9 protein-coding genes and 1 pseudogene are annotated in these 13,993 nt (G+C 42.8%); all 10 read left to right on the forward strand.

All coding sequences use genetic code 11. The features are described from left to right. Positions 1 to 535 precede the first annotated feature (535 nt). Entirely contained in the window at positions 536 to 1,129 is a 594-nt protein-coding gene (locus tag AB4238_RS18580) for a LysE family translocator (protein ID WP_371995084.1), read from the forward strand. Positions 1,130 to 1,148: 19 nt separating this feature from the next. Continuing rightward, complete coding sequence (locus AB4238_RS18585) at positions 1,149 to 1,715, forward strand: DUF1415 domain-containing protein (protein WP_372034784.1); 567 nt, start codon at positions 1,149 to 1,151, stop codon at positions 1,713 to 1,715. Between the two features lie 39 nt (positions 1,716 to 1,754). After that, positions 1,755 to 2,525 (forward strand): viroplasmin family protein, encoded by a 771-nt coding sequence (locus AB4238_RS18590; RefSeq protein ID WP_372034785.1) that lies wholly within the window; start codon positions 1,755 to 1,757, stop codon positions 2,523 to 2,525. 108 nt (positions 2,526 to 2,633) lie between these two features. Next, the gene (locus AB4238_RS18595; RefSeq protein WP_372034786.1) at positions 2,634 to 3,062 is read left to right on the forward strand and encodes a hypothetical protein; all 429 of its coding nucleotides are present in this window, start codon (positions 2,634 to 2,636) and stop codon (positions 3,060 to 3,062) included. Between the two features lie 145 nt (positions 3,063 to 3,207). Then, a complete protein-coding gene (locus AB4238_RS18600) occupies positions 3,208 to 4,569 on the forward strand; it encodes a M17 family metallopeptidase (RefSeq protein ID WP_372034787.1) in 1,362 nt (453 codons plus the stop codon). Between the two features lie 417 nt (positions 4,570 to 4,986). Next, the gene (locus tag AB4238_RS18605; protein ID WP_372034789.1) at positions 4,987 to 7,212 is read left to right on the forward strand and encodes a fibronectin type III domain-containing protein; all 2,226 of its coding nucleotides are present in this window, start codon (positions 4,987 to 4,989) and stop codon (positions 7,210 to 7,212) included. A 1,042-nt stretch (positions 7,213 to 8,254) separates the two neighbouring features. Then, the gene (locus AB4238_RS18610) at positions 8,255 to 8,683 is read left to right on the forward strand and encodes a hypothetical protein (RefSeq protein ID WP_372034791.1); all 429 of its coding nucleotides are present in this window, start codon (positions 8,255 to 8,257) and stop codon (positions 8,681 to 8,683) included. A 135-nt stretch (positions 8,684 to 8,818) separates the two neighbouring features. After that, positions 8,819 to 9,691: a hypothetical protein gene (locus AB4238_RS18615; protein WP_372034792.1), complete on the forward strand. Its 873-nt coding sequence runs from the start codon at positions 8,819 to 8,821 to the stop codon at positions 9,689 to 9,691. A gap of 24 nt (positions 9,692 to 9,715) precedes the next feature. After that, the gene (locus tag AB4238_RS18620; RefSeq protein WP_372034793.1) at positions 9,716 to 13,282 is read left to right on the forward strand and encodes a zinc-dependent metalloprotease; all 3,567 of its coding nucleotides are present in this window, start codon (positions 9,716 to 9,718) and stop codon (positions 13,280 to 13,282) included. A gap of 122 nt (positions 13,283 to 13,404) precedes the next feature. Continuing rightward, positions 13,405 to 13,602, forward strand: a pseudogene (locus AB4238_RS18625) (hypothetical protein); the annotation flags it as partial. Positions 13,603 to 13,993 lie beyond the last annotated feature (391 nt).

Raw genomic sequence — 13,993 nt, forward strand, 5'->3', positions numbered from 1 at the left:
GTTTTTGTTAACACCATTAACAAAAATGTAACAGTGCAGATACAAACTACAATTTATATTGTATACATGTCAACATTTAGATTGAGAAGGCTGATAAAAAACCATACTTTTTAGTAGTAAACATCGTAATTAACAGAAGTAAAAAGCCATCATAGCGCGGTATTCATTTTTAATTTCATGGGGGGAAAAATAGACGAGAAAACAATCTAAAAGACTTTAACTCATTATAAATGATTGAGTTTATTGCATCTCGAGTGCAATATTTCAAATAGAGTAAGTGTAAAAGAACGTCGCAGGACAGTCGTGAATAATTTAAACAAGCAGCTGGTAGATCTCCAAATAGCTAGGGACTGTTGATCATTCGAGCTTAGTTTTTGTTCGATTATTTACCGTAAGGAAGAATGCTTTTAGTGCAAAGCTTGAGCGATAACGCTTAGCCAGCTAAGTGAAGCGCGATATCGTTGTAAAACCATTGCTATGCACGTAAGGCAAGATAGAATGAAGATCGATTTAAGTTGTTTTGGCTCTAGTTTTCATGGAACTCATTTTTACCATCGCGCTGTTTGCGTTTTCATCAGGGATCACCCCTGGCCCCAATAATATTATGTTGATGTCATCAGGGGTAAACTTTGGCATCAAGCGCAGCTTGCCGCACCTGCTCGGGATCTGCTTTGGATTTCCAGCCATGGTGTTAGCCATAGGTTTAGGCTTAAGCACAGTGTTCCAACTCTTCCCTGTGCTGCATGTCATCGTTAAATATGTAGGGATCACCTATCTACTCTACCTTGCCTGGTTGATTGCCAATAGCAGTAATAAGTTAAAAGGTAAAAATACTCCTGCACCTTTTAGCTTCATTCAAGCGGCCGCTTTTCAGTGGGTAAATCCTAAAGCATGGATTATGGGCATAGGTGCAATCGCCACTTTTACCACTATGGATCAAGCACTCACGCCGCAAGTCATCACTATAGCGACCGTGTTTTTCTGTGTTGCACTGCCGAGTGCCTTTATTTGGCTCGGGTTTGGTGTTGTGTTAAAACGACTATTAAAGAATCAAAAGCAACAGAAAATATTTAACGTCACCATGGCGCTCTTGCTTGTACTCTCAATCATCCCTATGATCGCGCCATAACCAACACAGGCAGTATGCAATGACCAATAATATCGACCCAGAATTGCAAGAGTATGCAACCCAAACAGAGCATTGGGTTAAGCAAGTGATTATGAAGTACAACATTTGCCCCTTTGCTCGCCGCGAAGTCGAGCGTGCCAGTATTCGTTATGCCGTCATTGACGAAGCTAAATTGCAGTTGGTATTAGAGGCATTGATTCAAGAATGTGTTTACCTTGATGAACATGACGAGGTCGAGACTACCCTGTTTATATTACCTCGTGGTTTTGAGGGCTTTTACCCCTATTTAGATCTGGTGGATATTGCAACTGACTTATTGTTTGAACAAGGTTATGAAGGACAATATCAACTCGCGAGTTTCCATCCGGATTATTGCTTTGATGGCGAGCCACAAGAGAGCGCTGCAAACTATACTAATCGCTCCCCTTTGCCGACATTGCACATTATTCGTGAAGCAAGTATGGAGCTAGCCTTAGCTAATTACGACGACCCAGAAACGATCCCTGAGCGCAATATCGCCTTTGCTGAACGTAAAGGAGGTGAGTTTTTTGTCGAGCTACTCGCGCAGTGCAAAAAACCACAATAACGCTGACCATAGCGTATTAAATTCGAGGAATAACATCAGATGGCAACTAAGTATTATGTGGTTTGGGCAGGACATGAAACCGGTATTTTCACCAGCTGGGACTACACAAAAAAACAGGTAGATAAATTCCCGCAAGCTAAATATAAGTCGTTCAAGACCAAAGCAGAAGCAGAGGCTGCGTTTAAGCGTGTACCGAGTTACGGCGGTGCAGCGCAAACAAAATCAACGACTAGCGCCAAAAGTACAGCCACTAAGATTGAAAAAGCCAGTAAAACAATGGATTTAAGCCAGTTTGAATTATCCATATTTACCGATGGAGGCTGTGAGCCTAACCCAGGCAAAGCAGGTTCTGGCATTGCTGTATACCGTAGCGGCGAACTGAGTGAGCTTTGGTATGGTTTATATAACGCAAACGGCACCAATAACTCAGCAGAGCTAAATGCGCTACACCAAGCGATATTAATAGCCGATAACGGCATTAAACTAGGGCAAACAGTACAAATTTTAAGTGACTCGCAGTACTCAATTAACTGTATTACCCATTGGGCTTATGGCTGGAAAGCTAAAGGCTGGAAGCGACAAAAGCCGGGTGATATTAAAAACCTCGATATTATTCAGCAAGCTCATGAGTTATATGACGGCATTAAAGATAAGCTATCAATCAAACATGTGCCGGCACATGTGGGTATTGAAGGCAATGAACTCGCCGACCGCATGTCTATCTACGCCATAGATAAAAAGGACAGTCAGTTTTGCCGTTATCCTGACCCTATCGAGCTAAGTGCAATCCTTAGCTTGCGCGCAGGTTAACCGCTAAAACCTACGGTCAGTTTAAAAACCAACTAAACTGACCTTATATCACATAATTTTACCTTTAATTAATAGGCTTAAGACTAAGGCTATGCGACAATCGCGCCCATGAACATATACCAGCATATTCACAAAGCCCCTATCCGCGTTCTCCGTATTGGAAGACGTCGTTTTTGGCTGCGTGTAAAACTGGATATGTTGGTTGTGAAAGAGGCCTTATCTCAAGAGAAACAAGAAACCAAAGAGATGTTGGTCACCTACAAACGCTATACCCGTAAACAAGCAAGCAAAGATGAATTAGCCGATGCTAACAAACAGTTTGCAGATCTCCTAAAGGGCTTAGGTCTTGGCGTGTTTGCCGTGTTACCGTTTGCACCATTGACCATCCCACTGGTGTTGAAACTTGGCAAAATGGTTGGGGTAGATGTGTTACCAAGCTCATTTAATAACATGTCTGAGCGTAAAGCCAATGCGCGCCAGCTTTCAAGAAATAGCGCCAGAAAAAACCGCATTAAAGCCAGTAATGCGGGACAATAACGCCAACCTAATAACGGAAAACCTTGCACAGCAATAACGTTACATATCCTCGTAAAATCATCTCTTTGCTTTCTAGATAGACTCCAGCCTGATATTCTTATAGCTATCTTTTTAACTGGTCGTTATTACTATAAAGAGTCCCTACATGAGCAATATCATCGTTTCAGGTGTTTCAGGCATTCCCCTTTCTATTTTCAACAGCGAAACATTTGCACAATGGTGCGATAAGCAGGCTAGCAGTGTGACTAACTGGCTGAAGAGTACACAGTTCTCAGGCAAAGGCATGAGTCTTATCCCAAATACCCAAGGCGAACTCGCTGAAGTTATTTTTGTCAGTAACAGCGACGACTCCTACTGGCTTTGTGGAGATTTAGTTAACCAACTGCCTGCGGGTCAATATCAGTTAAATGCCGATGATAAGCAGATTAAAACCGCTGCTTTTAGTTGGGGTTTAGGTGCATATCAGTTTGACCGTTATAAGAAAAGTGACAAGCAGCATCCACAACTTATCGTGCCAACACAAGCACAAGCAGATGAAGCCAACAAATTCATCCGCTCAGTCTCTTTAGTGCGTGACTTAGTCAATACCCCAGCCGCCGATATGATGCCGCAACACTTGGCTGAAACCATGACGACAATGGCTGATGAGTTTGGCGCTAAGCTGACCCAAATAGTCGGTGATGAGCTGCTTGAGCAAAACTACCCAACGATTCACATGGTTGGCCGAGCGAGTGAAAATACACCTAGACTTATCGACCTCACCTGGGGCGACGAATCAGCACCAAAAGTAACATTGGTAGGTAAAGGAGTCTGTTTCGATTCAGGTGGACTCGACTTAAAACCAGGCGCTGGTATGCGTTTGATGAAAAAAGACATGGGCGGCGCCGCTCATGTTATTGGTTTAGCCCAGTTAATTATGGCTAACAACTTACCCATCCGCCTACGTGTATTGGTACCAGCCGTTGAAAATGCAGTATCAGCAAATGCCTTTAGACCCGGTGATGTGATCACTACTCGCAAAGGTATTACCGTTGAGATCGATAACACTGATGCTGAAGGTCGTTTGGTATTGTGTGACGCGCTTGCAGAAGCCAACAACGACAAACCAGAGCTCATGATAGACTTTGCCACGCTAACTGGCGCTATGCGAGTTGCACTTGGCACAGAGTTACCCGGCTTCTTTAGTAATGACGATCAAGTTGCAGCAGGCATTACCGCATCAGGTTTAAGTGTTGACGATCCCGTATGGCGTATGCCGCTACATAAGCCGTATCTAGAGTTAACTGGCAGCGACATTGCTGACCTAGCCAACTGTGGTAAAACCCCATTTGGCGGCGCGATTACCGCAGCGCTCTATTTAGAAGCTTTTGTCGATAAAGAGATCAGCTGGAGCCATTTTGATGTCATGGCCTGGAACAACCGCAAGCTACCGGGTCGCCCAGTTGGTGGTGAAGCCTTTGGTATTCGCGCAGTGTTTGACTACCTAAAGAATCGCTTTGATAAGTAATTTTGACAAATCAGTTTAGCGTTTAAATCATTTTCTGTAAAAATAGAAGGCCTGTTTGCACAGGTCTTTTTATTTTAAAGTAACAAGTTTACCTACTGTAATAAAAAGGGAAAAATCATTTTTTAATTTTACAAAGCAGTAAAACCCTCCTCATTACCCCCTTAAAATTTTCAATATTTATTCACTCTAACCATGCCCTATTTCTAGCTCGATTTGATTGAGCTCACTCATCACTTTGGTTATTTAATATCCACTTTTATTTCAACGAAAAGCCAAATCCCCTTGACAGCATAATTTATACAAAATACATTAATGTTTCTTTAATGTTAATAAATTGTGAAGAATACGTTTAGAATCGCTCCGCAAACATGCTTTAAAGATGCATAACTATTTAAATTAATTTAATCGGAGGACAAGATGAGAATACCCTCATCAAATCTATATAAAGGGCTTTTAGGCTCTTTATTACTTATTTCCCACAGCGCATATGCTAGTGAATTACCTGATATGTGTGCAACACAAGGCGCTTCAACATCCATTAGTGATGGCGCTCCTATCTGTGTAAGCGACAATGGTACAGCCTATTTGAGTTTAGGTGGCGCTAACTCACACGATAGCGTTGCGATCAGTACTGAGCACGGTAGTGGAGACTTAAGTTTATTTGTTGGCCAAGGAAATTGGCCAAGTACAGCTTCAAACAGCACTGCTTCTAAGTCATTAAATGCTGGTACCAATGGTGAATGTGTTGTCATTAACAACCCTAGCCAATACTGGTTAATGGTCGCTATTTCAGGGGATCGCAGTGGTGCCTCTTTAGCCGTTGATTTTGGTGCAACTTCTTGTCGAAGCTCTGGTGGTAATACTGGCGGAGGCAATACTGGTGCAGTAACGGCGCCAAGCAACCTCAGTGGTACTAGCACTGCTAACTCGATAAACTTATCCTGGAGCGACAATTCAACGAACGAAGATAATTTCGTTATTCAGCGCTCTACCCCTGGTACTGCATGGGCTACAATCGCTTCACCGGCGGCAAATGCCACTAGCCATACCGATACAGGGCTAACGCCAAATACCACTTATTACTACACCATGTATGCTAAAAACAGCAGTAATCAGTCAGGGTGGAGTAGCACGATTACAGTGGTCACGACTGATTCGGGTACCACGAATCCAGATCCAGACCCAAGTCCTAATCCAGGCAGTTTAGCCGATATCTGTGCTACTGAAGCTGAAACAACGGTAACATCACTTACCGATGGCGTGCCAGTGTGTGTCCCTGCGACTTCACATGGTTTTGGTTTTAGTGTTTCAACCTTCAATCAAAATGTAACGAGTATTGCATTTAGCTCAGATCATGGTTTAGGTAACTTAACCTTAGCCGCAAGAGCGAATGGCTGGCCAGTTAGCGGTGATGACAGCTTGCGTTCATCTAGAGTCGGTAATACCGAATGTGCCATCTTGACACAACCGGAAAATGGCTGGAACAACGTTCGATTAGAAGGACTATTTAAAGGGGTTAGCTTAGTTGCAGACTTTAATGCAACTAGCTGTCGAGTCACTCCTGGCGCAGCAGATCCTGGTAATGACGGCTATGACTTTAACGGTGTACATGTACTGGTATATCCTTTTAGATTCCCAGATCAAGATTTAGCATTTACAACTGCTCAAATTAATGCCGAAATGCAAAAAACCAAAGATTACTTTACCGAGCAGTCTTACGGTAAGTTCAATTTCACATGGGAAGTAAAACCTAAGATCACCATGCCAAATAATCACGATTACTACAATAATGATAAATCATTGTGGGGTCCTGAATATAAAGAGCAGCTTGTTAACGCTGGCGTTGATCCAAACTTCCCAGGTGACGGTACGATTATTATGGTAACGGCGCCACCAGTTGGTACTGAAGCGAGCTACTTCATTAACTCGCAAGCTGCACCACCATTAATGGAAATCTATACCTATAAGGCGGGTACTATTGCCCATGAAACCGGTCACGCACTTGGCTTACATCACTCTATGTCAATTGAGGGCGGTAACAGCACCTTAAACGGTAACGCCAATGACAGTGTTGTTAACTATGGTAACGTTTTCGGACTTATGGGAATGGGAGCACATTCACTTGAAGAAATGAACTTAATGTATAAAGGTTATTTCAACAATTGGATTAGTGAATCAGATGTTCCTACTGCTACCACATCAGGAACTTACCGAATCTATGCCTTTAACCACGGTACAGCGGCAGGTCATAATGCACCTGGTAGTATTGGTCTGAAAATTAAGTCTGGTGATGGAGATAAAACCTACTGGGTTGAATACCGCACTATGCAAAAAAGTGAAGTTGAGACCTCGCCTGAATTTCAGCTGCGAACTCCATTACTGCAAAATGGTATCTCAATTAACTTACAAAACTACTTAGATGTGAATGCAGCACCTTGGTATAACCATAACTCATTGTTGCTGGATTCAACGCCTAATTCTCTAAGTTCGTCTTGGGCACTAGAAGACTTCAATGATGCGCCACTGCAGATAAACCAAACCTTTACTGATCCATGGAACGGGTTCTCTATTTACCCAGTGGACAAAGGCGGAACCTTAGGCACTGCAGATGCATGGATAGAGGTTCAAGTGACCATCTTCTAAATCATCCTATATGTGATGACAAGTTTATGGCTCACACTCAATGAGCAATAATGTAAACATAAAACGCTACGAACTCAATCGTAGCGTTTTTATTTGAAACAAGAGCTAAAAGTAACCAGCTTAAGTGTTAACGATCTCATGCTGCCTACATTATTTGCGCCGTCTTTAACTGCATGTAAAGCCGCGATGTAAAAGCCTACAACCCACCTTAACAACACCATCCTTTAAGATTTAAATTACGGTTTTAATAATGCACCCGTTATTCACGATGCATTACTTTCTTGTCACTCTTGCTTCGCTAGCCCAGCCCATTGCAACTCTAATAAACATTGTGAATGCCTAAACACTACAAGGTAATACCTATTCCATTAAGGATATACGCAGTTCAGGGCTTTCTCAGGGTTTTCAATTCAAGGCGCGTGTGGAAGAAATGGTTATTTCCCTTTTGAGACAATGCTACATAGCAGTGAAAGTCCTGAAACGCTCACAACGTGCGGCTGATATTTAAGGCATGGGGAAATCACTTAATACAGCGCATCTGACCTTCGATATACGATTAAATGGCCTATTGGATTCCATACAAAATAAGACATTCCGGCCCTCCTTGGCGGTCAGAGATCAAGGATGGTCAAAGGTAGAATAATGCAGGCGCAATTATCTAGAGCGGAGCAGGATGCCAGAGCCGAAAATAACGATTAGCTTAAATCCCACTACTTGTCTAAAGCGATTTTAACTCCCACTGATTGAGCAACGCTTTAATGGAATTGGTATAACCAATAGTCCACCCCGACACTGTAAACAAAACGTTCAAATAAAATATTTAATGTAACAACCTCGTTGCGATCAATGAGTGTTAAGTGTTTAAGGCATTTATTTAGTGAGACTAGCATCACACTATTCACTTGTGCATCAATTATCCGTTGAACTTTTTCTACTAATTTCCTACAGTGAAATTTCGTTTCGAAAACATTTGTATCACTTTGTATCGACCATTTTAAGTTCATAATTAGCTAATTTGGCATTAAATTTATTGGGGATCCGTTTGAAGAGATTAAGTAAGGCTCTAGTTTATTTACCTATTTTGATCGCCATCTTTTTGGTCGGTCAGTTTATGGTAGCTAAAAAAGAAGTTGATACAGTCTCGCCAAATAACCAGTCTTTACTGCAAACAAAACAGCATGAGCTTTCGCTGTATAAAAACAAGTTTGCGCTGTCTCAAGTCATTATTGTTACTATGCTGTGCCAAAAGGTGAGCTATTCTATTGAAAATATATCAAGCACACTCGTGGCGGAGACCCAAAAGCTTGATATTAATTTACTTACAGCCAATTCGGCATTCTTTTGTCTATTGCTACTCTTCGGCAATTACTTAGTAATAAGAAACCTCAAACACAAGACACCTAAAAAAATTATCAATTTGGTGTCGATTGTCCATAGCTGGATAAAGCCAATTAAAGGCTGCCCTTCCTAACTGACTCACTTTGAGTCAGCAAAATGCTGATCCGATAATCGGATAAAGCAGCAAAACCTGAAAACTAAATCTCAACCGTTTGGCTTTTTAACCACTGCCAAATAATCAACAAGTGATCTCTTAAAGGGTGGAATTATGCCGTCTAAGAATAACTGCGCCTTGCTTTCGGGCAAACGCCGACTCAGTTATCAAAAAGCACTACTTTGCACAACCGTAATGGGCTTGAGTTGCACATTATCGTCATCAGCTCTCGCTGATAATGAAAATGTATCAGCGGCAAATAGCTCAACCACTTCCAACTGGTCAGGTTATGTCAGTGCAACCGCAACAACCAATGTCTACGGTCAATCGAAGCCTAGCTCTTATCAATCAATAAGCGGCAATGGCCGTATAGGTTATCGAGACAGTTGGGGCAGTATCCGCTTATCTGTTGGAGGAGAGGTCGAAACCCATCACAACCAATCGTACTACTACGATACATTTCTCGAGTACCGCACACCAACTAACAGCTTTAACTCAAGCTGGGGTTTAATCGGCAGCGCGGGTGTATTTCTGCCAACGAGTCACACCAGTCAAGAGAATAAACTACAAGCTGCACCTCGAGTCGCAGGCTACCTATTCTATCGGCCCAATAAAGTATGGAATTTCTATATATCACCAAGGTTTAGGTACAACGCCTATAAGTATGAAATCGGCCGACAAGGCGAGCATTTTGTAGAGCATCAAATCGACATACTGGCAGATGTAACCTGGCAGTTTACCGATAACTGGTATTTAGATGTCAGCGGCTCATACGGTATGGCAAAGAAGTTCAACAGCAATCGCTATGATAATTTATTTACCGCCAGCCAAGAGATTGGCTGGGAATTTTCACCCACTTGGATAGCCGCTGCCGGCCACAATAACAGCGGCGGATTCTATGACCCAGAAAGAGGTTCATCTCATGGATTTGAGATCTATGACAAACGAAGTTCAGTCTTTTACTTGTCGATAACGAAATACTTATAACATTAATTTGGAAGAGAGGTTTACATGAAAATATCGACAATAACTGTCGCCATTATGGGCACATTTGCCCTAAGCGGCTGTGGTTCTGATGAGCCATATCAAGAGGTGAAAAAGGACGAGAAAATGATCTCCGTCCAGCAACTCAAAGAAGTCAGCACCAATAACCGAATTAAAAACACGCAGCCCAGCACTGCGACATCGTTATCTGAACAGGCGATCAAACAACCTGAGCGACTATTTTTATATACACGCAGTTTAGGTGAAGCGCCTCGATATTCAGCGCCGATCCGTGGTTTTCACCAAGGGGATGAAAAGCTAGTGACACTGCATATGACGGAAAATGGGATCCAAGTTAGGCAAGTTGACCGAGACAACATAGGGTTGGGACACCAAGCGCGCTATGACAACGAAATAAACAAAGCCCCCGTGCTGACCATTCCTGGTGATTATGTAGACTTTCAATGCGAAAAAGATAACTGGGACGACTGCACTAACAGAGAAGAAGAAGTTAACGATCGCAACGTCACTTGGGATAAAAAGAAGTTCTTTATTCCTCATTTTGCCGCCGCTAACATTGCAGAAGAAAACTATACCGACATCGTCACCTTCAAGCAGTGCACCACTGAAACAGAAGATCCAATACTCGTCCAGGATGGAAGCTGGCGCGGTTATGAAATGGATCTTAATAGCGGGGTCATCAACTTTGAAATTAAACACACCTATCAGGCTAATCCCGCCTGTTTTGGTCAGTTCTTTAAAGGCAATTTTGACAATTTATCTTTCAGCACAACAGAATACATCTCTATTGTTGCCCTTGACCAACTCGCCAGTAGTGACTTTGAGCCCATTCCCTACAGCGAAGACGAAAACAGCACCTACGGCTTCTTTCGAACCGAACATACTTACCGTGACGGTAATCACTCAGCAGGCTCTGATGGTTACGTACGCCAATACTTAAACCGCTTTAATCCTAAAAAATCAGCCATTACTTACTATTTAAGTAACAACTTTTTTGAAGCAAAAAATAAACCTTTCTTAGACGCTGCCACGCAAAGTATTGCTGCGATTAACATCCAAAATAAGATGTTAGACACAGGGTTGCCGCCAATTGAGCTCCAACAAGCCGGCACACATCGTCACGGCGATTTGCGTTACAACAACATTACCTTGTTTGATGAACCACTGGACAATGGTCTTGCCGGCTATGGCCCTTCTGCTGCGAACCCATTAACCGGCGAAATCGTCAGCGCACGAGTAGATCAGTTCAGCGCCAATTTAGAGCAAAGCGCAACCCGTTACTATCGCCGTGTACAGCTCGATTACAACCGAGGCATGCTTGATGCTCACTCGGTAAAAGCCTTAGTCGGTGTCGAGTATACCACTGCGCCTAAAGCGCTGGCACGCGCCAAGCAAGTCGCTGACAATAAACGCACCATGCAGAGCGCAACCGTTGGTGACGCCCTACACGAGCAGCCATTACAACACCAACTCAGCAGCCCAACCATGCCGTCAGTTATTGTCAGTAACGATAACGAACTCGACTTTGAAGCGCTTGTTAAGCAGCATAACGAAGATGAAACTTTCTGGTCAGAGCACAACTTAATGAGTGTGGATCACGCTTTTGGCTTGGGAGGGGGCGCAATTAGAGAATTGCCGCGCGGCCTAAACGGACATGAAATTGACTGGAAAAACAGTGAATTTTGGGTCGATGGCGTGGTAGGCGATAAACTAAAAGACATTGAAACGATGCGCCCTGCTTTCCAAGCTGATTTGGTGACAAAGCTTGCAACACAAGCATTTGCAGGTACATTAACCCACGAGTTAGGGCATAACCTCGGTTTACGCCATAACTTTGCTGGTAGCCGCGATCAAGCCAACTTTTTTAATGAGCAAGAGATCAATGCGTTTGCCAAGGCCTTTACCGCGGCTGGTTACCCAAACTTGACCGTTAAAGCCGATTTTTCAAGCCAAATGGACTACAACGCCGACAGGTTTGCCACCACATTTGAAAAATATGACTTAGCGGCTTTACGCTTTGGTTATGCTCGTAAAGTCGAAACCACCAACGGCACGCTCGTGTCACTTACAGAGCAAGACAGCAAACGCCGTGAAGAACTCATTAAAGGTAACTTAACCGGCACCACTCAATACGGAGCACTTCACAACATCGCCGCGCAGCACGAGTTGCACCGCTATGACTTTTGTACCGACGGTCACGTGTCGCTCAACAGTAACTGCAATCGCTTTGATGCTGGCACCGACAATGACGATATCGCGCAATATTATATTGATCGTTACTATGACAGCTATGACACCTTGAATATGCGTCATCATCGACAAACATTGTTTGAAGACAGCATTGTGCCCTATACCATTAACCGTCTCAATGGGTTTAATGATATCCGTCAGTTTGTTGAAGATAATGCCAATGTTGAAGCGCTATTAAACTTCAAACAAAATGATATCGCCACTTTCTGTGAAGCCGATAATAGCTATTGGTTCTGTGCATCGCAACGCGCTGTTAACAAAGCCGCTGACACCTTTCTAAAAGTGGCCGGTATGAATGACATCGCCTTACATGTGACCTATAAAAGCCAAAAAGATGGTACCGCTTCTTTTAGTCGTACTCACACGCTTGAAGATCTGCTTACGCGGATCTATCGCCTCAAAGGCCATCAAATAAACGATGATTTTGATGTTGGGCAGATCATCACTCAATACCAACAAGCACCAGAACAACTCAAACAATTACTCATTCAAGCTGATGTAGCTAAAGACTATCAAGACCTGCTCTATGCCGATGTTACGGTCAATAATGGCCGCTTGCTTAACGGCATAAAATCACCCAAATCTAGCCCTAACCATCCTTTTATCAACGAAAGAGATGTACTAGGGATGTGGCCTGATAAACTACTTGCCGTACGCCAGTTATTGACAAGAAAGTCAACAAGAAGCAGCACAGGTCGGACTTACTATGCATTAGCTGACTCACCTAAAGTACATGAGCAATTGCAAGCCATGTTATGCAACATGACCCTAGGCGATCAAAGTAACACCTTTAATCGCTACCTTACTAACCCGCTCCTAAAGCAACCTTGTGACGTTGCTGATCCGGATTATTACACACACGACTTAGACTATGCAGATCAACAAATCGAAGCGCTGCCAAGCTACGCAACATCCATAGGTCGTTACTTTGGCTTCCCACAAAACACTGGCGAAATGAAAGGTAAGAGCAACCTGCTACAGATGATGCTCAAACAAGTGGTACTGGCCTCACATGACAGTGACTACCGCGGTGAAGAAAAAGCCCGTGTATGGCGTGAGTTTGCCGGGATCCACTTAGCAAATGACGCCGTAAGCGCCGTTAAGTCTATTTCGGTACAAGGGAAAAACTATGTTGCGACCAGTGAAAACACCCTTGCGATTGCCTTAATTGAACGCATTGAGCACTTTAACTACCTTATTAATAATAATCCGCAGTTAATGGGTAGTGTGATGAATAAAGCCGGTGACACTTTTAAAACACTCGTGGTAGAACCTATGATAGCCCGCGATAAACGTGTACTGACTTACTTACCCGTATTGTAAGACAATATGAATAACAGCCTGTTAATACAGGTAATGCCAGTCAGTTAAGCTGACTGGCATTTTTATGGTAGCGTTCAAAGTTTTGTGTCATTTCAGTAGAATATCTAAAACAGGGATGACACATGACCCATTCATTTGATTTTTACCAAGCTCTTAAAGCACTCCAAGCAGGGAAAAAACTGACAGATAAAGACAGTATACTTAGCCCGCTTATCAAGCAACTTACAGAGGTTGCACTGACTGAGGAGTTAGAACAGCACTTAGAGAGTGAACCTCAACCCAATCGTAAGAACGGTACAACACCCAATACAGTCAAACACAAGGCAAGAGCAATATAAATGCTCTTGCCATCCTAAATATTCTCATTAACTAGCCAACAAAGTTATTACTTGTTTGAATTTCAACCTAAAATGATGTAAAAGTGCGTATTCATAATCTGATAACGTCATAAAACTGCTCTTTTTTCATTCTAAAATTGATTAAAAATCGTAATGCTCTTACCTTGCCCTTCAGGCAGCTTTGAGCCTAATAATTTATTAGCCAGCCATTGTTAATCAATAGCCAATTTAATGAGCCAATTTTATAGCCAGCTATTGCTAATCCGGCTGTAACAGTGGTAATAGGGAGTATCTTCGATGCTAATTAACGTTCTTCTTGGGCGTGGCATGCCGACCTCCTTGTTAAATGCTCAAATCAAGCATAGTAGGAGGT

Origin of the sequence: Shewanella sp. 10N.286.45.A1 (assembly GCF_041470405.1) — a bacterium.
In the GTDB taxonomy this organism is placed as follows: Bacteria; Pseudomonadota; Gammaproteobacteria; order Enterobacterales; family Shewanellaceae; genus Shewanella.

What these genes read in the sequence shown, in the direction of transcription:
- AB4238_RS18615 (WP_372034792.1), top strand. Translation starts at nt 8,819, where the DNA reads ATGCCGTCTAAGAATAACTGCGCCTTGCTTTCGGGCAAACGCCGACTC.
- AB4238_RS18600 (WP_372034787.1), top strand. Translation starts at nt 3,208, where the DNA reads ATGAGCAATATCATCGTTTCAGGTGTTTCAGGCATTCCCCTTTCTATT.
- AB4238_RS18605 (WP_372034789.1), top strand. Translation starts at nt 4,987, where the DNA reads ATGAGAATACCCTCATCAAATCTATATAAAGGGCTTTTAGGCTCTTTA.
- AB4238_RS18620 (WP_372034793.1), top strand. Translation starts at nt 9,716, where the DNA reads ATGAAAATATCGACAATAACTGTCGCCATTATGGGCACATTTGCCCTA.
- AB4238_RS18590 (WP_372034785.1), top strand. Translation starts at nt 1,755, where the DNA reads ATGGCAACTAAGTATTATGTGGTTTGGGCAGGACATGAAACCGGTATT.
- AB4238_RS18580 (WP_371995084.1), top strand. Translation starts at nt 536, where the DNA reads ATGGAACTCATTTTTACCATCGCGCTGTTTGCGTTTTCATCAGGGATC.
- AB4238_RS18595 (WP_372034786.1), top strand. Translation starts at nt 2,634, where the DNA reads ATGAACATATACCAGCATATTCACAAAGCCCCTATCCGCGTTCTCCGT.
- AB4238_RS18585 (WP_372034784.1), top strand. Translation starts at nt 1,149, where the DNA reads ATGACCAATAATATCGACCCAGAATTGCAAGAGTATGCAACCCAAACA.